Below are 17,867 nucleotides of genomic sequence, written 5' to 3'. Positions count from 1 at the left end.
GTGGAAACGGGGAAGGGGAAGGGTGGCCCGCGGGCGTGTCTGCCCGGGGCGTAGGGTTATGAGGCATGGATCACAGCGACGCGAACACTGCAGGTACGGGGGAGCGGCCGGTGGCGATCTCCATCTCGGGGGTGGCCGTGACCCGCAATGGTAAGGACCTCATCTCCGGGATTGACCTTAAGGTTCCCGCGGGCACGCACTGGTCGATCCTCGGGCCCAACGGTGCGGGGAAGACGACCATGCTCAAGCTGATGGGGGCGCAGTCCTTCCCCACCACCGGGACCGTCGAGATCCTCGGCGAGCAGATGGGGAAGGTCAACACCCTGGAGCTGCGCAAACGCATCGGGCACGTGGACCCGCGGAAGAACCTGGGGGACATCACGGCCTATGAGGCGGTGCTCTCCGGGGCGTCCGGGTCGAATGGCTACGTGCAGCGCTTCGACTACACCGAGGAGATGAAGCAGCGCACCAGCGAGTTGTTGGATCTGGTGGGAATGGGCAACCGCACCGATCGGCGCTGGCCGCAGATGAGCCAGGGGGAGCGGGCGCGCACGCTGATCGCCCGGGCCCTGGTGACGCAGCCGGAGCTGCTGCTTCTGGACGAGCCCTCGACAGGGCTGGACCTGCCGGGGCGGGAGACGCTGCTGCACGTCGTGGACCGGCTGCGCGAGGCCCGGCCGGAGGTGGCGACGGTGCTGATCACGCACCACGTGGAGGAGATCGCGGCGTCCACGACGGACGTGCTGCTGATGAAGGACGGGCGCATCCTGTCCAGCGGCCCGGTGGACGAGGCGCTGACCGCTGAGAAGCTCGGGGAGCTCTACGACATGGACGTCGAGCTGCACCGGGTGGGCGGCCGCTGGTTCGCCTTCCAAGGGTGAGCCGCGCCTACTTCTTGGCGGTGACCCAGATCTTGATCTCCGCGTAGGTGGACTCCACGCCGGCGGAATCTTCGAAGTGGATCTTCACCGGGACTTCCTGGCCGCCGGTTTCGCGGGTAATGGTGGAGAAGTCCGGCAGCTCGGCGGTCGCGGTGGCGGTCAGCCGGCCGGTGGTCTTCTTCAGGTACTTCGCTTCCATGCCCATCGGCAGCCAGCGGTGGGTGTTCGGCACGGAGGCCTCGGCGAGCATGCCCATCGCGACCTCAGCGAGGTTGCAGGCGGCAATGGCGTGGAAGGTGCCGATGTGGTTCTGGACCAGCCACCACTTCGGCGCGGTGACCTGGCAGTAGCCCGGGCGCAGGTCCTTGACGAACGGCAGCACGGTGAGGAAGTACGGGGCCTTGAAGGCCGCGAATACGGAGAACAGGCGGTTGCCGGCCGGCTTCTTGGCCAGCTTCTTCCAGGCCTTATAAGTCGCAGACGGGGCTGCTTCAGCGAAAGATGCGTTCGGAATGCTCATAAAAAACAAAGTAACTCATGTTTCGTGCGCCGACCCTGGAATAAAGCAAACTGCACCCAACGTTGCACGGGGCAGAAAGAAACGATAAAAATTCGCCGCGCCGGGCGGGCACCCCGGGCGGACACAACGTAAGCAGCGAAAGGGATAACACATGGCTACGAAGGAAATCACTGGCGAGAACTTCCAGGAGACCGTCGGCAAGGAGGGCATCGTCCTGCTGGACTTCTGGGCAGAGTGGTGCGGCCCATGCAAGCGCTTCGGGCCGATTTTCGAGGCCACCTCCGAGGAGCACCCGGAGGTCACCTTCGGCAAGGTGGACACCGAGGCTAACCAGGAGCTCGCAGCAGCCCTGCAGATCCAGTCCATCCCGACGATCATGATGTTCCGCGACGGCGTCCTGCTGGCCCGCGAGGCCGGCATGCTGCCGAAGGAGGCCCTCAACGACCTCATCTCCCAGGCCGAGAAGCTGGACATGGACGAGGTCCGCAAGCAGGTCGAGGAGCAGATGAAGCAGGCTGAGGCTCAGCAGGAGGGCTAAACCTCCGCCTGTCCGCACTAAGGCCCGCGCTACCACGCGGGTCTTTTCTTGGCCGCCGCGCGGTCACGGTGAGCCATTCGTGTCTACTCTGGGGCGCACGACCTACTAGAGGAGCGATACTCATGGCTAATCCATTTTCCAAGGGCTGGAAGTACCTGATGGCCTCCTTCGACACGAAGATCGAAGAGAACGCAGACCCCAAGGTGCAGATCCGTCAGGCCGAAGAGGCCGCCCGCCAGCAGCACGCGAAGATCACCGAGCACGCAGCCAGCGTCATCGGTAACCGTAACCAGCTGGAGATGAAGCTCAACCGCCTCCAGAAGGACGCGACCGAGCTGCAGGAAAAGACCCGCGTCGCACTCCAGCAGGCCGACCAGGCCCAGTCCGAGGGCGACGCCAACCGCGCGACGGAGCTGAATCAGACCGCGGAACTCTTCGCCTCCAACCTGGTCACCGTCGAGCAGCAGCTGGAAGAGACCAAGGAGCTGCACGCGGCGGCGTCCCGGAGCGCGGAGGAAGCACAGCGTCAGCAGCAGGAGTCCGAAACCCGCCTGCAGGACCAGCTGAACCAGATTAATCAGCTGCGCGCGCAGGCCGATCAGGCGAAGATGCAGGAGACCGCGAATAAGTCGATGGCCTCCATGAACGACGCCGCCCTCGCCCCGGACGAGGCCGTCCCAACCCTGGACAAGGTCAGGGATAAGATCGAATCCCGTTACGCGAACGCGTTGGGGGCCCAGGAGCTCGTCGAGGGCTCGGTGCAGGACCGCATGACCGAGATCGCCGAAGCTGGCCGCGACGTCAAGGCCAGCTCCCGCCTCGCGGAAATCCGCGCTGACATGGAGAAAAATAAAGAACTCGAACAATAGGAGAAAGCCATTAGCACCGGCGCCGAAAACAGCGGCTCGCACACCGCCGAAACACCCGCACCCAACGCGAAGCTCCTGATCGGCGTGCTCGTCGCCGCAGCCTTCGTGGTCATCCTCAACGAGACCACTCTCTCGGTCGCGTTGCCGGTGCTGATGGGCTACTTCGAGATCACTGCGGATGTCGCGCAGTGGCTGGTCACCAGCTTCATGCTGACGATGGCCGTGGTGATCCCGATGACCGGCTACATCATGCAGCGTTTTAGTCTGCGGCAGGTCTACGCCGCGGCGATGCTGCTCTTCCTCGCGGGCACGGTGCTCGCGGTTGTGGCGCCGGTCTTCCCGGTGCTGCTGGTCGCCCGCATCATTCAGGCTTCCGGCACCGCGCTGGTGATTCCGCTGCTCATGACGACGATCATGCGGCTGGTTCCACTGGAGCGCCGCGGCGGGGTCTTTGGCCTGGTCTCTGTGGTCATCGCGGTGGCCCCGGCGCTGGGCCCGACATTTTCTGGTTTGGTGCTGCACTCTTTGGGCTGGCGCTGGATCTTCATCCTGATGTTGCCGCTGGTGGTGCTCGCCCTGGTGGTGGGCCTGCTGCTGGTCCGCAACTTTGAGGAGCCGACCCGCCCGTACCTGGACGTGCCTTCGGTGTTCCTTTCCGCGGCAGGTTTCGCCGCCACGCTTTACGGCATGGCTGGGCTGTCCGACCTGGCTCACGGGATTCCGGTGGGCCGGGTTGGGGTGATGCTCGGTGGCATTGTGATTCTCGCCGTCTTTTTCGCGCGTCAGCGGTCGCTGGCCCGCGAGGCCCGCGCCGGGAAGGCGGCTGCTGCAGAGGAGCAGGGTGCGCAGGGGAGCGCGGTTGCCGCGAACGCGGGGGACGGCGAGCCTGCGGGCAAGCGGGTGCGCGAACCGTTGTTGGATCTGGCCCCGCTGGGGGAGCGGAACTACCGCCTCTCCTTGGCTCTGATGTTGCTCACGTTCAGCATGCTCTTCGGTTTCATCATCCTGATGCCGATGTTTGCCCAGCAGGTGATGGGGCTGTCGGAGAGTCAGTCTGGCCTGGCGATCCTGCCCGGTGGTTTGGCGATGGGCGTGATGGGGCCGTTCGTGGGGCGGGTCTATGACGCTCGGGGTACGCGCGTTCTGACTATTCCGGGATCTATCCTGATGAGCGCCGCGATGCTGGGTCTGGTGGCGTTGGGCCGGGACTCCTCTTTCTGGGCGCTGACGGGGGTTGCGGTGGTGCTGCACATCGGTATCGCGTTGCTGATGACCCCGCTGATGAGTAACGCGCTGGCCGCGGTGCCGGATTCCCTGGCCTCCCACGGGCAGGCGATCCTCAACACCTTCCAGCAGGTGGCTGCTGCTGGCGGCACCGCGATCTTCATCGCGATCATGACTTTCGGTACCCAGCGTGCCATGAATAGCACTCCGGGCGACGCGGTGGGAAGCCTGGCCTCCGGCCTGAACCTGGCCTTCTTGGTGGGCGCGGTGATGTCGGTGGTCATTGTGCTGTTCACCGTGTTCGTGCCTCTGGATGCGAAGAAGCCGATGAAGGAGAAGAAGGCGCAGAGCGACAACTAGACGGGGTCGCCTAGGGGGTAGGTGCCTCACGCTGTGCAGGGGGCCGGTGGCCCACATGGGGCAAGCGGAGCCGGGGGTTGGTGGCTCGCGTAGCTCAAGCTGTGCCGGGGCCGGTGGCCCACGGGGAGGAGCAGAGCCGGGGCTGGTCACATAGGGCAAGCAGAGCAGGACGAGCAGGGCCGGGGCGGGGCCTGGAGGGGGCAAGGCAAAAGCCGGGTGCTGCGCGGAGAGTTCCGCGCCGAGCACCCGGCTTGAGCTTTGGGGGAAGCCGTTGGGGCTTAGTTCTTGTGCTGCTGCGCAGCGGCGGCGGCCTTCTTGGCCTCCATGTTGGCCTTGTGGTTGCCCAAGGCCTTGGTGCCGCCAGCGGCCTTAGATCGGTCGATGCCGAACTTGCGGCCCCAGTAGAACAGGCCGGTGGCGATGGCGAAGATGAATAGTGCCGTCATGACGCCCAAGACTGGGAGTGGTCCGACCGCCATGATAAACGGGATGGACACGGCAGTGATGATGCCGCCGCCGAAGAAGGGTTCGAAGACGAGCTGCTTGTAGCCGAAGGACTCGAAGGCAGGGGACTCCGCCTCCGGGTCGACGATGCGCATGAGGATCAGGCCGGTTGCGGTGACACCCATGGACTGGCCGAAGTCGCCGACACCACGCTCGAGCCAGTACTCCGGGATGGAGCGCGGCGCCAGCCACAGCAGCAGGAAGACGTTCAGCAGGATGCCGCCGAGGCACAGGATCAGGAATGCCCAGAAGTTATCGGCGATGGCCTGCAGGGAGATCGTCGCCAGGGCGGCGGTGATCAGCAGGTCCAGGGCCAGACCCTGGATGCGCAGCATCATGTTCTGGTCGATGAGGTGCTCGTAGCCCAGGAAGTTCAGACCCAGCTGGACGAAGATACCGCCGATCATGGCCATCGGAAACAGCGGGACGTAGCTCAGCAGCTCGATCTTGTCGATCCACAGCATCTGCTCGATCCACTGCAGGGCCTTCAGCAGGACCACGCCGACGCCGATTGCCACGGCGAGGAAGGCGACGTGGAGGGAGAGCGGCTCGACGGAGGACGGGCGCGTCGTCATCTTCGCGGCCATGTACTGCTCGTCGCGGCGGAACAGACCGCGCTGGTCCTCGATGGAACGGTCCTTGACCTCGGTGATCACCTCGGTGCGACCGGTGCGGATGGCCCAATTGATGACGGCCACGCCGATGATGATGCCGGAGAGCAGGCCAACGGTGGCGACGGCGACGGCGAGGTCGTAGCCCTCAGCCCACTCGATGTCTTCGAAGACGGACTGCATACCGGCGGCGGTGCCGTGGCCACCCTCGAAGCCGATCTCGATGAGCGCACCGGCGGCCTCGTTGATGCCGAACAGTGGGGCGAGCAGGAAGGTCACCAGCGCGATACCCACGACGTACTGGCCGGAGGCGAAGGCCACACCCACGGAGAGCTGCGGGCCGGCAAGCTCGACGACTTCCTTCGGCTTCGGCAGCTTCTGGCCGAGGAACAAGGTACCGAAGACCACGGAAATCAGCAGGCCGGGGAGGGTCTTCCACACGGCGAGGGTCTCCTCGCCGAAGAGGCCGCCCTCGGCGAAGCGATCCGTGCCCAGAGCCGAGGCGATGGAGCCGAAGACCTCAGGGCCGAGGAAGAGTGCGAGGAAACCAGCGAGGATGGAGGCCGGGAGGAACAGTTTTTGGGTCCAAACCCACTTGATGCGCATGGTCTTGCCCAGCAAGACCATCACGCCTAGCAGCACGAGCGCTAGGCCGACTTGATTGGGTGTCAATGCTCCTCCTTGGGTCTGTTTCCGGCGCGGGGATCTCCCGAGCGAAAAGTGCGGGCCCCGGCGAGTCATGCTCGAACGGGGCGGGGATGTGGCGTGGATCACGCCGTTTCTGGGAAGAATACGATGTTTCTGGGTATTCCACCAGTGTTGCCTGAACGCCCGCTTGCTAAAAAGCGGGAAGGCGTGCGCTGTCTCACATTATGGTGTAACGCGCGTTATGCGAAATTGGCGGGTGGGTGCGGTGAGGTTTTGCGGTTGGGTGGGCCGAAAAGAAAAGAAGCCTTGGGGATCCCCGCTAGCGCGGGGAAGTGGCGCATTCGCCAATGTCCCAAGGCTCATCCCCGCCGGAGCTAGAGCTGCGGGGAGCGTGCTCAAGAGTACGCCCCAGGAAGGTTACGGGCGTAACTTTAAAAGATAACTGGGAAATTGGGGAATGATAGAAAGGGGTTCGAGAAGCTTGCTTTCGATCTGTGAAGTAGCTATGGTTATGTTCACCACCGGAAGTAGTGAGGATTGTATGACTTTCCCCAGACATGGCGTTGAGAGCTCGAACACTCGTGAATCGAACGCTTCCAACACGCGCGATGCTTTTATCAACAGGCTTGATGCGTGGTTGCGTGGAGCGAGTCCTCAGCTCGCGGCACTGTGGGCGAAGTCTGGGGAAGAGGGGAGGTATCTCAATCTGCCGCAACACCTGGCGGATGTGGCCGCGACCGCCGGGGAGGTTTTCGATATCTGGGTCGCGGATGCGACAAAGAATGACCTAAGTGGCGAGTTGGGTATTGACGTGGGGGAGTTGCGCCGCCTCGTGACGTGGCTGGCTGGATTGCATGATTCCGGGAAGGCCAGTGTCAATTTCCAGCGGTTGCTGGAGAAAAAGCCTGGATATGACTACCTGCTTAACGCAGTCTCGGACGCTGGACTGCCGCTCGACACTGGGCATCGAGAGACCAATTTACACGCGGTGCCGCACAGTGTGGCCTCCGCTGCGATGCTGGGGGAGTGGCTTGAGTCGGAGACCTCGGTGTCCAGCACTATGCGTAGACGCTTGCGCTCCATCGTTGGTGCTCACCATGGAATTCCTGCAGATGAGGAACTCTGTCGGGATGTTGAGGACGCCCTGGAGGAGTATCCGCAGTCCTGGCGGGAGATCCACAAGGAACTCCTGGACGGGTTCGCTGAGTTAACGGAGATTAAACCGGTTCTGAGCAAGATGTCCACACCTCGAGCTCCGGAGCTGCAGCTGCTCACCGGCATCGTCGTCTTCGCGGACTGGATTGCCTCCAACGTCGATGCCTTCCCACTTGCCCTCCAGCCCATGCGAGAGCGCCTGGAGAACGGTATGACGAAAACCGACATCACCCCGCCGTGGGACCCAACCGAGCCGGCTGCGAATATCGATGAGTTCTTCCGGCGGTCCTTCTCGTGGCCAGAAGAATTCTGCGCCCGCAGCGTGCAACGCACCATGGTCGAGGCTGTACGCGCTACCGAGGGGCCAGCGCTGTACATCCTGGAAGCGGAAACCGGGGTGGGTAAAACCGAAGCCGCACTCGCCGCGGCCCATCAACTCGGGGCCGAGGGAGGTGTCCAGGGCGTCTACTTCGCCGCGCCGACGATGGCGACCGCCAACGGGCTGCTCGACCGCACCATCAACTGGGCACAGGGGACAACCGGCGACACGGTGGCGTCCTTGTACCTGGCGCACTCGAAGAACCAGCTCGCGGAACCTTACCGGGCGTTGAAGTACAAAAACATTGCGGAAGATGAGGCAGGCGGCGCTGCTGGGAAAGTCATTGCCAGCCAGTGGATGAGCGGAAGACGGCGCGGACTGCTCTCCAATATCGTCGTCGGCACCGTCGATCAGGTCCTCATGCTGGCGCTGGTGCAGCGTTACTCCATGCTGCGGCACCTCGCGCTAGCGGGGAAGGTCATTATCTTCGACGAGGTTCACTCTTACGACGCCTATACCTCCGACTACCTCAAAACCACCCTCGCCTGGCTCGCCTACTACGGGGCGAGCGTGATCGTCATGACCGCGACGCTGCCGACCCGTCAGCGCGAGGAGCTCGCGGAGGCGTATAGCGGCGAGGCGCTGAGGGTCGAATCCTCCGCATATCCGCGGATCACGGTGGTCACGGAGGAGAAGGACGAGGTCTGGGAACCGGAACCGTCGCCGAGGAATCTCGACGCGAGCCTGCAGGTCATCGGGGACGAGCTCGCGGAGCTGCAGGCGCTGCTTGATCAGCTGCTCGCCGAGGGCGGGTGTGCGCTGGTTATTTGCAACACGATTGCGCGTGCACAGCAGGCCTATCAGGAGCTCGCCGCGGTCTATCCGGATGAGGTCGAGCTGCACCACGCGGGCTTCATGGCCTGGGAGCGCTCGCAACGCGAGGACCGTTTGCGCGAGGAGCTTGGGCCTGCGGCGCGCCGGGGGGCCGGGAGGCCTGCGCGGAAGATCGTGGTCGCAACCCAAGTCGCGGAGCAGTCCTTGGACATCGATGCCGACGTTCTGATCACCGACCTGGCTCCCATGGACCTGGTGATTCAGCGTATCGGGCGCATTCACCGCCACCAGCGGCCAACGTCGGACCGGCCGACGGCGCTGCGGAAGCCGCAGGTATTTATTCGCGGTGTTGTGGACCGTGACGGCGTGCCGGAGCTCGATAAGGGAGCTCAGGCGATTTACGACCCCAAAATCCTCCTCGCCACCCTGCTGCACCTGCCGGAGAGATTCCGTCGGCCGGATGATACCGCCCCCTTGGTGGAGGCGGTGTACGGGGATGACCACGCGGTCCCGGAGGGGTGGGCTGAGCTCTGGGCAGAGGCGGAACGGGAGAGCCGGAGCCGGGAGGCGCGAGCGCACGGGAGGTCTGCAAGATACCGGGTTCCATCGGCCTTCGATGCGGAGGAGTTCGAATCGCTCTTCTGTGGCCTTATTGCTGTGGCGCAGTCACTGGGAGATGAGGAACGGGGTGCTGCACAGGTCCGTGACAGCGAGCCGACCGTCGAGGTCATTCCAGTGGTGAGCACTGACTATGGCTACCGACCCCTGACCCCGCGGAGCGCTGAGCACTCCGTGGAGATCCTGAGCGGAGTTACGCCTGAATTTCAGCAGGCCTGGGATCTAGCCATGAGCACGGTTCGGCTGCCGACCCGGATGACGAACTGGAAGGAGGACTTCGAGGCGGTCGTCACTCAGCTGGAGGAAGAAACGCCACCGGAGTGGCAGGAGCACTTCCTTCTCAAGGGGCAGTTGGCTCTACGTCTCGACGAAAAGGGGGAGGCCGAGATTGGGAGGTTCCTGGTCCGATACAGCTCTGAATTGGGCCTTGAGGTCGTGCCTAAGTCAAGGAGGTGACCGAGGATCACGGGGAGAGCAGTGTGGCTGTTCGAACACCACAACGGAGCGACCGACCCGTGTCTGCACCGCAACGTAGGTTATTAGCTAGATCGGAAAAATGATTAATGAACAGGATTAACAGGCAGGGAGTGGGACAGTGAGCGGGAAAGGAGAAAACGGTGGGAAGTAACGAGACCTTTAACCTCGTGCATGAACCGTGGATCAAGTGCCGGACCGCAGAAGGAAACCAGCTGCTGAGCATCCGCCAGGTGTTCGACGGTAGCGCGAAACCACTAGCCGTCGTGGGGGATTCCCCCACGCAGGATTACGCGGTGCTGCGGGTATTACTCGCCATTTTTTGGCGAGCGCACTACCACGATTTTGTGCGGCGTTACCCGAGCCCACGGTCGCGCAAGAAATTTGAGTGGGAAACATGGTTCCTCGATACGAGGGAAACACTGCGGGAGACGGGGAAGGACGAGGTCGTTCTCGGGTATCTGGCTAACATCGAGGACCGCTTCGACCTGCTGGACCCGGCGGTGCCCTTCATGCAGGTAGCTGACCTTCATACGGCGAAAAACACCAGCAACGAGATCCGCCGGATCTTGCCGGATTCGGAGGATAGCTACTTCACCATGCGCACCGGGCCAGGCCGGACGTCGATCAACTATGACGAAGCGGCACGCTGGCTCATCCATGCCCAGGCCTACGACTACTCGGGTATTAAATCCGGGGCCGTGGGGGATCCACGGATCAAGGGAGGCAGGGGCTACCCCATCGGGCAGGGCTGGTCCGGTTTAACCGGAGGCACCGTTATCCGAGGGGCCAACCTACTCGAGACCCTCGTGCTGAACACCACGGGGTCGTGCGTGTCCACTGCCGCCGAGACGGATAAGCCAGTCTGGGAACGTGAGCCCGATACCGCCGCGCCTCAGGACCTGGAAGCCACCCAACCGAAAGGGCCAGCAGACTTGGCGACGTGGCAGTCCCGCAGAATCCGGCTCTTCACCGAAGATGGTGTGGTCACCCGGGTGCTGGTGAGTAATGGCGACCGCATCCCGAATGCTGGGCTGAACGTCTTCGGGGACCCGATGACCCCTTATAGGTTCAGTAAGAACAAGTCCAAGAAGGGCTTTGAGGCTTACTACCCGCGGCCCTACGACGAACAGCGAACTACCTGGCGCTCGCTGGATGCCCTTGTTGCGGTGGACGGAGACCCAGGCTTCTCAAGCCGGGAGCTGCCGCCGAAAAGGCCGGAGAATGTCGATAACGTCGCGAGAATCCTCGAGGATCGGGAGGTCCTCGACCTGCAGATTGTGTCCATGGCCTATGGCCCGCAGAGCTCCACTTACGGCACAATCGTGAGCTCCTCCATCGGGCTTCCAGTGCATCTGCTCCGGAACTCTGAGTGGAGCCGCGCGGTTCGTAACGATGTCCGTAACAGCGCGGAGGCCACGGGACGGGCGGCGACCGCGGTGGGCGCCTTCGCTGGCCAGCTCTACGTGGCTGCCGGCGGAGAATACGAATTCGGTGTCGATGCCGCCGACCGCCTCTATGCCCAGCTGGAGCCCCGTTTCCACAACTGGCTGCGGGGACTGGATCCGAAGAATATGGCACAGGAAGTGAGCTCCTGGCAGCACACCGTACGTGAGGCAGCGCTGGGCATCGCCCAGGATCTGCTAAACGGAGCGGGTCAAAAAGCGCTGATCGGCAGGCTCCTAGACGAGGACTCTGGTGGCCGCGTCATCAATGCAGGCACAGCATTTCAGCAACTCAAACGAAAACTCAACAAGGAATTACCCCTTACCGCCCCACAGAAAACGATGAGTGAAGAAGGAGAAGGCAATGGCGAGCGATCTTAAAGCAACCGCTCCGTCACCCGGTGTGGCTGCGGACGTGGCGGGCACTGGAACGGCGGAGGCGGCCACCCCCGCGGAGCAGCGTCCCAACCTAAAATTTGCGGTCGGGCGCACGGCAGAGATCCTGCAGCGCGACTACCTCGCGGGTGGGAACACTGCGGCAGCAAACGCGCGCGGGACGCTGGCCGAGCTCCGTAAGGCAGGAGCCCTCAAGCTGGAGAACCACCCCCTCGCGCTGGAATCCGTACTTATGGCGCTGGTCGTGCCCCTGAGCGAAAGGGAGCAGGGGAAGTCGGACCACGCATCCCCGTCTGAGCGCGCGGCGTTCTATGCACTCACTCTTTTCGGCCAGCACATGCAGAGTTCCCAGCAGCAGGTGCATAACTCGGAACAGTCTTTCGCCGCGGCCTGCGGTCGGCTGCACGCCACGGTGGAATCGAAGTCGATCAAACCGAGGTTTGACGCGATGCAGTCCGCGTTTAACGAGGACACGCGCATGATCCACCTGCGCAATCTCATTGCGCTGCTGCGAGATAAGAAGATTGGCTTTGACTACGGGCAGCTTGCGCAGGACCTGCGAAGCCTGCAGAACCCCCGCCGGCGTAACGGCGTGCTCCTGCGATGGGGTCGAGATTTCGCCAACGGTACATTCCGCGGCCGAGCCAACACCGAAGAATCCTAAACAACCACCACGGCAACACTGTCGATCACGAATCCGGAAGGAATCACCATGTCCAAGATCATTGATATCTACGCCCTCCAGTCCTTGCCACCATCCCTGATCAACCGTGACGATACGGGCGCGCCGAAGAACGCCGTCTTCGGTGGCGTGCCGCGCCAGCGCGTCTCCTCCCAGTCCTGGAAGCGTGCGATTCGCCGCTACTTCTTCGAGAACTTCGACGCCGCCAACATCGGCGACCGTTCCAAGCGACTCCCGGAGAAGATTGCACGTCAGCTCGAAGAGCAGGGCATGGAGCAGGGCACCGCGATCGAGCGAACCGAACAGCTTTTCAAGGCAGCTGGCATTAAGACGGCCGTCGAGAAGAAGCCTAAGGATAAGGACGAGACCGACGCAGAGGTTGCCTACCCACAGACCGGCTACCTGTTGTTCCTCAGCGCTCACCAGATCGACAACGCGGTGAAGGCGATCCAGGAACGCGACGGTAAGAACTTCACCAAGCGCGAGGCGCAGGCGATCCTCGACCAGGAGCACTCGGTGGATATCGCCATGTTCGGCCGCATGGTTGCCGACGATGCTGCATACAACGTCGACGCCGCTGTGCAGGTCGCCCACGCACTCGGGATTCACGACTCCGCCCCGGAGTTCGACTACTTCACCGCCGTCGATGACCTCGCCGAGGAGGGTGAAGAGACCGGTGCTGGCATGATCGGCACGGTACAGATGATGTCCTCGACGCTGTACCGCTACGCCACCGTCAACCTGGAGGGTCTGGCCGAGAACCTGGACTCCGAGGACGCAGCGAAGCAGGCTGCCGTGGAGTTCGTTGAGGCCTTCATCGCGTCGATGCCGACCGGAAAGATCAACACCTTCGCTAACCAGACCCTGCCGGAGCTCGTCTACGTCGCGGTTCGCGATACCCGCCCGGTCTCCCTGGTGAACGCCTTCGAGGCTCCTGTCGAAGCAACCGAGGACAAGGGCCGCCGCGAGGTCGGTGCCGAGGTACTGGCTCAGGAGGCGCGGGACGTGGAGAACGTCTATGGATTCAAGCCGCAGGCCTCCTTCGTCATGGGCCTGGGGCAGCTGGCGGAGCCGTTTACCGATATCGCGACCCAGGTGACTCTTCCGGAGCTGAAGGAGCAGCTGGCCGGCGCCATCGATCAGCTCATGGGTGATGAGTAATGGCTCATTCCCTCTTACTACTACTCAAAGGTCCCATGCAGTCCTGGGGCGACGAGTCCCGCTTCAGTGTTCGGGCGACGGCCACCACGCCAACCAAGTCCGGCATCGTGGGGCTGATCGCGGCTGCGCAGGGGCGGCGCCGTACTGACGGCGTGGAGGACCTGGCCAAGTTGCGGATGGCAGTGCGTGTTGATCAGTCGGGGAGCCTGCTGCGGGACTACCAGACGGCGCAGCCCTGGCTGAAGAACCCGGGAGCAAACGCCAGCCTCGTGACCAGGTACTTCCTCTCAGATGCGGCGTTCGTCGCGGCGGTGGAATCGGAAGATCGGGAGCTGCTGGACCAGATGGCGGAGGCCCTGCGCAGACCCGCTTACCCGCTGTACATGGGTCGCCGGTCTTGCCCAGTGCACCCTGGCCTTGTGATCGGTGTGGTGGATGGCGACGCGGAGTCTGCCCTGCGCGCGCACGACACGTGGCACGCCACCGCGGTGCACCGCAAGGAGTCGCCGAAGAAGGTGTCTTTGGCGATTTACCGAGATGCCGACCCCGGTGAGGGTGGCTCGGTTCCCCGCCAGGACGTGCCGGTGTCCTTCAGCCCGGAGCACCGAAAGTACGGGTGGCGGGAAGTGATCCGTGCCGAGGACGTGGAGATTGACAATCCGGATGGTGACGAGAAGTCCGCGACGGGTGACGTGTTTTTTGAAACGGTGATGCGAGCATGACGACATTCACGAAAATTCGGCTCAATCCTCACCGGAGGGAAGGGCGAAAGCTACTGAGTGACCCGCAGCGCATGCACGCCGCGGTGCGTGCCGCATTCCCTCCCGAGCTGGACGAATCGGACGCCAGAGTGCTGTGGCGCGTGGATCCAGGTGAGCACGAGCACGTGCTTTATTTGGTGGGTCCAGAGAAACCGACGGGCGCGGTTCTGGTGGAACAGGCCGGGTGGGATACGCTTCCTGCGCAGACGGCAGACTACTCCCGGTTCCTGGACAAGCTCACTCGTGGGCAGCGATGGCGTTTCGAGCTGGTGGCCAACCCGACGTATTCCGAGTTCCGGAAGGGAGAGCGGGGCAAGGTGAAGGCCCACGTTTCTGTGCGGCATCAGATTGGCTGGCTTTACCGCAAGGCTGATGCGGCTGGCTTTGCGTTGGCACCCCGGGTTGATGACGAGGTCAGCGACGAGGAACGTTCGCGCTGGTCTGAGTTCGACGCGCCCCAGGTCACGGAGCGCTGGACTGATGTGTTTCACCGCAGGAAGGCTGGTGGCGGGCGCAGCCGACCAGTACGGATTGCGAAGGCTCGGTTCACCGGCACCTTGGAGGTGACAGACCCGGAGCTATTGAGGCGGGCCTTGGAGCAGGGTATCGGCCGGGCTCGGGGCTACGGCTGTGGGTTGCTGACCCTGGCGCCGGTGAGTTAGCCGTGCGCACCCCGCAGCAGGTTCCGATTGAGCGCCAATCGCTGTCGCAGATGGGGGATCGGATTTCTTTCCTCTATGTGGAGCGGGCGGTGGTCAGTCGGGACGGGAACGCGCTGACGGTGACGGATCAGCGGGGAGTTGCACATGTGCCTGCAACACAGCTCGCTGCCTTGCTGTTAGGTACGGGGACTCGGATCACGAATGCCGCGATAGCTCTGCTGGGTGACTGCGGGGTATCGACCGTGTGGGTGGGCGAGCGTGGTGTGCGTTATTACGCCCATGGTCGTCCACCTGCTAAGTCTTCTCGAATGGCTGAGCTGCAGGCCAGGGTTGTGACGCATCAGCGTAAACGTTTGGACTGCGCTCGACGGATGTATGGGCTTCGTTTTCCCGGTGAGGACGTGTCGGGGCTGACGATGGCGCAGTTGCGGGGCCGGGAGGGCTCCCGCATGAAACGGCTGTATGCGGAGGAGGCGAGACGGACGGGTGTGGCGTGGGATCGGAGGCGCTACGACCCGAATAATTACGACTCCTCAGACCCGATTAATCAGGCGTTGACAACGGGCAGTGCGGCGCTTTACGGCATCGCCCATGCTGTGATCGTCGGGCTTGGCTTCGTGCCTGCTTTGGGAGTGATTCATACGGGAACTGACCGGTCATTTGTTTACGATGTCGCGGACCTTTATAAGGCGGAGGTGTCCATCCCGGCTGCGTTCAACGCCGTTGCGTCTGGCACCGAAGACGTGGGGCCGATGGTGCGGCGATTGGTTCGAGACGCCGTTGTGGAGCAGCGATTAATGCCGCGGATGGTGCGGGATTTGAAGTTCGTGATGAGCGTGCCGGATGACGAGCCGCTGAGCGACATCGAGCTCATGTTGTGGAGTGAGCTTGAATTGACCTCTGCGGGCATTAATTGGGGGAAGGAAGGAGCGGAGCAGTGATGGTGCTGATCGTCACTGCCTGTCCAGCGGGACTGCGAGGGGACCTAACGAAGTGGTTAATGGAACTCGCGCCGGGGACGTTTGTTGGTAGGCCTTCGGCGCGGATTCGTGAGCTTCTATGGGATCGAACGGTGGAGTTGTGCAAGGACGGCCGTGCACTGCTGGTCTACAGCAGCAATAACGAGCAAGGTATGGAGTTCCGCACGCATCGGCATGACTGGGAGCCCACCGATTTTGACGGTCTTAAGCTCATGATGCGCAAAAGCGATAGTGAGAAAACACGACGCAGAACGGGTTGGAGTAGGGCTCGTCAATTGAGACGGAAGTACGAGGGCCGGTAATTCGGCACTGGGGGTGGCTTCGTACAGTTGAAGCTAGAATGAGGCTTAGGCTCGGTTATCCGCTGATCATACAGTGTGCTCCCCGCGCTAGCGGGGATGAGCCGCGTACGGGGCGATTCAGTCCGAGCTGGAGTTCGTGCTCCCCGCGCTAGCGGGGATGAGCCCCCGGATAGCGCCTTCCACGTGTCCCTGGCTGGGTGCTCCCCGCGCTAGCGGGGATGAGCCCATCACGCACCGCCCTCGACATGAAACCGGTTTGTGCTCCCCGCGCTAGCGGGGATGAGCCCCACACCGTCACGACCGGGGACGTGTATGAGCTGTGCTCCCCGCGCTAGCGGGGATGAGCCCCGATGCGCTGGCGCAGCAGACCGCGCAGCTGTGTGCTCCCCGCGCTAGCGGGGATGAGCCCGCCTCACTATCGCCCGCCCGCTGCGCCGCCTGGTGCTCCCCGCGCTAGCGGGGATGAGCCCGGGCGTGACGCTTATGAACCGGCGCACGCCCAGTGCTCCCCGCGCTAGCGGGGATGAGCCGATGCTGAAGGATTCTTCGAAGCTGGCCGGTCAGTGCTCCCCGCGCTAGCGGGGATGAGCCCTAACCGACCGCCGAGGCGAAAACCTCGAGTTTGTGCTCCCCGCGCTAGCGGGGATGAGCCTTCCCACGCCTTGGACGTGAGCGTGTCGAACGCGTGCTCCCCGCGCTAGCGGGGATGAGCCCACACTCCGGCAAAACACCCTCGGCACGCAGCAGTGCTCCCCGCGCTAGCGGGGATGAGCCCTCCTTGGATTCTTTGGTTCTTGGTTCATAAAGGTGCTCCCCGCGCTAGCGGGGATGAGCCGTACGCCCGGCGCGGTGTTGACCTCGTGGGACTGTGCTCCCCGCGCTAGCGGGGATGAGCCCGTGGGGGCAACAATGATCGTCTCGGTGTTGGGTGTGCTCCCCGCGCTAGCGGGGATGAGCCCGGGGTCTAGCCGGTAACCTGAAGGGAAAATGCGTGCTCCCCGCGCTAGCGGGGATGAGCCCTAGGCTGCACGCGCGCGCCGGAAATAGTGCCAGTGCTCCCCGCGCTAGCGGGGATGAGCCCGTGAGCAGGTGCGGGGAGATGGCGGTGAGGGTGTGCTCCCCGCGCTAGCGGGGATGAGCCCCAGCCGACATCAGGCAGGTAGATTTCATCCTCGTGCTCCCCGCGCTAGCGGGGATGAGCCGTTCGACAACATGATCGACGAGCTCGACAAGGAGTGCTCCCCGCGCTAGCGGGGATGAGCCGCACACCAACCAGGGCGGCGACGGCGGCGACGAGTGCTCCCCGCGCTAGCGGGGATGAGCCGCGCTCCGCGCCCGCCTTACGGATCTTCTCGAAGTGCTCCCCGCGCTAGCGGGGATGAGCCTCCAGTAGCGCGATTCCAGAATCTGGCTGGCGTGTGCTCCCCGCGCTAGCGGGGATGAGCCGCTGCGCCTAATTTCCTGTCGCTTCGGAACCGCGTGCTCCCCGCGCTAGCGGGGATGAGCCCCACTCGATGAACAGGATCCCGCGGAGGATACAGTGCTCCCCGCGCTAGCGGGGATGAGCCCCGACCATGCCCAAGCATCGCCACCGGTCCTGAGTGCTCCCCGCGCTAGCGGGGATGAGCCGTTCAACCGCGACACCCAGCAATGGGAGGACGCGTGCTCCCCGCGCTAGCGGGGATGAGCCCGACCGTATGCACTGGGCGCAGCGGGCGAAGATGTGCTCCCCGCGCTAGCGGGGATGAGCCCCCCCGGCAACGCGAACCCGTACGGCGCGTACTTGTGCTCCCCGCGCTAGCGGGGATGAGCCCAAGTGCAGGTCGATGTATGCGCCGCCGTGGTAGTGCTCCCCGCGCTAGCGGGGATGAGCCCAAGTGCAGGTCGATGTATGCGCCGCCGTGGTAGTGCTCCCCGCGCTAG

General features: G+C 63.5%; 14 protein-coding genes and 1 CRISPR repeat array. Of the genes, 12 read left to right on the top strand and 2 right to left on the bottom strand.

Annotated features, from left to right (window positions below):
- Positions 1-65 precede the first annotated feature (65 nt).
- The gene (locus QP413_RS08015) at positions 66-881 is read left to right on the top strand and encodes an ABC transporter ATP-binding protein (protein ID WP_070761724.1); all 816 of its coding nucleotides are present in this window, start codon (positions 66-68) and stop codon (positions 879-881) included.
- Positions 882-888: 7 nt separating this feature from the next.
- Here the strand turns inward: QP413_RS08015 and QP413_RS08010 are convergent, their stop codons facing one another.
- On the bottom strand, positions 889-1,401 hold the full coding sequence (locus QP413_RS08010) for a hotdog fold domain-containing protein (RefSeq protein WP_070761725.1): 513 nt from the start codon (positions 1,399-1,401) through the stop codon (positions 889-891).
- A gap of 151 nt (positions 1,402-1,552) precedes the next feature.
- Here QP413_RS08010 and trxA point away from each other — a divergent pair, with 151 nt between their 5' ends.
- From trxA to QP413_RS07995, 3 genes are all read left to right on the top strand, one after another.
- The gene (gene trxA / locus QP413_RS08005) at positions 1,553-1,939 is read left to right on the top strand and encodes a thioredoxin (protein WP_070757873.1); all 387 of its coding nucleotides are present in this window, start codon (positions 1,553-1,555) and stop codon (positions 1,937-1,939) included.
- 122 nt (positions 1,940-2,061) lie between these two features.
- Positions 2,062-2,808 carry a PspA/IM30 family protein gene (locus QP413_RS08000; protein ID WP_070761726.1) on the top strand — a complete coding sequence of 249 codons (747 nt, stop codon included), beginning with the start codon at positions 2,062-2,064 and terminating at the stop codon, positions 2,806-2,808.
- Positions 2,809-2,892: 84 nt separating this feature from the next.
- Positions 2,893-4,392 (top strand): MFS transporter, encoded by a 1,500-nt coding sequence (locus tag QP413_RS07995; protein ID WP_284781386.1) that lies wholly within the window; start codon positions 2,893-2,895, stop codon positions 4,390-4,392.
- Between the two features lie 278 nt (positions 4,393-4,670).
- On the opposite strand, the gene QP413_RS07990 is transcribed toward QP413_RS07995, so the two are convergent.
- On the bottom strand, positions 4,671-6,248 hold the full coding sequence (locus QP413_RS07990; RefSeq protein ID WP_284781405.1) for a sodium/glutamate symporter: 1,578 nt from the start codon (positions 6,246-6,248) through the stop codon (positions 4,671-4,673).
- Between the two features lie 544 nt (positions 6,249-6,792).
- On the opposite strand from QP413_RS07990, the gene cas3 reads away from it, so the two are divergent.
- From cas3 to cas2e, 8 genes are all read left to right on the top strand, one after another.
- Positions 6,793-9,537: a CRISPR-associated helicase Cas3' gene (cas3, locus tag QP413_RS07985; RefSeq protein WP_284781385.1), complete on the top strand. Its 2,745-nt coding sequence runs from the start codon at positions 6,793-6,795 to the stop codon at positions 9,535-9,537.
- A 161-nt stretch (positions 9,538-9,698) separates the two neighbouring features.
- Positions 9,699-11,381: a type I-E CRISPR-associated protein Cse1/CasA gene (gene casA, locus QP413_RS07980; RefSeq protein ID WP_284781384.1), complete on the top strand. Its 1,683-nt coding sequence runs from the start codon at positions 9,699-9,701 to the stop codon at positions 11,379-11,381.
- A complete protein-coding gene (casB, locus tag QP413_RS07975) occupies positions 11,365-12,060 on the top strand; it encodes a type I-E CRISPR-associated protein Cse2/CasB (RefSeq protein ID WP_284781383.1) in 696 nt (231 codons plus the stop codon). The genes casA and casB overlap by 17 nt, the downstream gene beginning before the upstream one ends.
- 48 nt (positions 12,061-12,108) lie before the next feature.
- The gene (gene cas7e / locus QP413_RS07970) at positions 12,109-13,239 is read left to right on the top strand and encodes a type I-E CRISPR-associated protein Cas7/Cse4/CasC (protein ID WP_284781382.1); all 1,131 of its coding nucleotides are present in this window, start codon (positions 12,109-12,111) and stop codon (positions 13,237-13,239) included.
- Complete coding sequence (gene cas5e / locus QP413_RS07965; protein ID WP_284781381.1) at positions 13,239-13,961, top strand: type I-E CRISPR-associated protein Cas5/CasD; 723 nt, start codon at positions 13,239-13,241, stop codon at positions 13,959-13,961. The genes cas7e and cas5e overlap by 1 nt, the downstream gene beginning before the upstream one ends.
- Positions 13,958-14,662: a type I-E CRISPR-associated protein Cas6/Cse3/CasE gene (cas6e, locus tag QP413_RS07960; RefSeq protein ID WP_284781380.1), complete on the top strand. Its 705-nt coding sequence runs from the start codon at positions 13,958-13,960 to the stop codon at positions 14,660-14,662. Before cas5e ends, cas6e begins: the two co-directional genes overlap by 4 nt.
- 2 nt (positions 14,663-14,664) lie before the next feature.
- Positions 14,665-15,603 carry a type I-E CRISPR-associated endonuclease Cas1e gene (cas1e, locus tag QP413_RS07955; RefSeq protein WP_284781379.1) on the top strand — a complete coding sequence of 313 codons (939 nt, stop codon included), beginning with the start codon at positions 14,665-14,667 and terminating at the stop codon, positions 15,601-15,603.
- Positions 15,600-15,944, top strand: a complete 345-nt coding sequence (gene cas2e / locus QP413_RS07950) for a type I-E CRISPR-associated endoribonuclease Cas2e (protein ID WP_041628535.1) — start codon at positions 15,600-15,602, stop codon at positions 15,942-15,944. The genes cas1e and cas2e overlap by 4 nt, the downstream gene beginning before the upstream one ends.
- A gap of 75 nt (positions 15,945-16,019) precedes the next feature.
- A CRISPR array of direct repeats spans positions 16,020-17,818; the repeat unit is 28 nt; unit sequence GTGCTCCCCGCGCTAGCGGGGATGAGCC.
- Positions 17,819-17,867: the final 49 nt, after the last annotated feature.

It is taken from the genome of Corynebacterium sp. UMB4614, from assembly GCF_030217065.1.
GTDB lineage: Bacteria > Actinomycetota > Actinomycetes > Mycobacteriales > Mycobacteriaceae > Corynebacterium.
The sequence above is the reverse complement of the archived record's forward strand: the minus strand, read 5'-3'. Positions and strand labels throughout refer to the sequence as shown.

Coding starts and splice junctions, on each gene's coding strand:
- QP413_RS08015 (WP_070761724.1), top strand. CDS start 66: ATGGATCACAGCGACGCGAACACTGCAGGTACGGGGGAGCGGCCGGTG.
- QP413_RS08010 (WP_070761725.1), bottom strand. CDS start 1,401: ATGAGCATTCCGAACGCATCTTTCGCTGAAGCAGCCCCGTCTGCGACT.
- trxA (WP_070757873.1), top strand. CDS start 1,553: ATGGCTACGAAGGAAATCACTGGCGAGAACTTCCAGGAGACCGTCGGC.
- QP413_RS08000 (WP_070761726.1), top strand. CDS start 2,062: ATGGCTAATCCATTTTCCAAGGGCTGGAAGTACCTGATGGCCTCCTTC.
- QP413_RS07990 (WP_284781405.1), bottom strand. CDS start 6,248: ATGACTCGCCGGGGCCCGCACTTTTCGCTCGGGAGATCCCCGCGCCGG.
- casB (WP_284781383.1), top strand. CDS start 11,365: ATGGCGAGCGATCTTAAAGCAACCGCTCCGTCACCCGGTGTGGCTGCG.
- cas7e (WP_284781382.1), top strand. CDS start 12,109: ATGTCCAAGATCATTGATATCTACGCCCTCCAGTCCTTGCCACCATCC.
- cas5e (WP_284781381.1), top strand. CDS start 13,239: ATGGCTCATTCCCTCTTACTACTACTCAAAGGTCCCATGCAGTCCTGG.
- cas6e (WP_284781380.1), top strand. CDS start 13,958: ATGACGACATTCACGAAAATTCGGCTCAATCCTCACCGGAGGGAAGGG.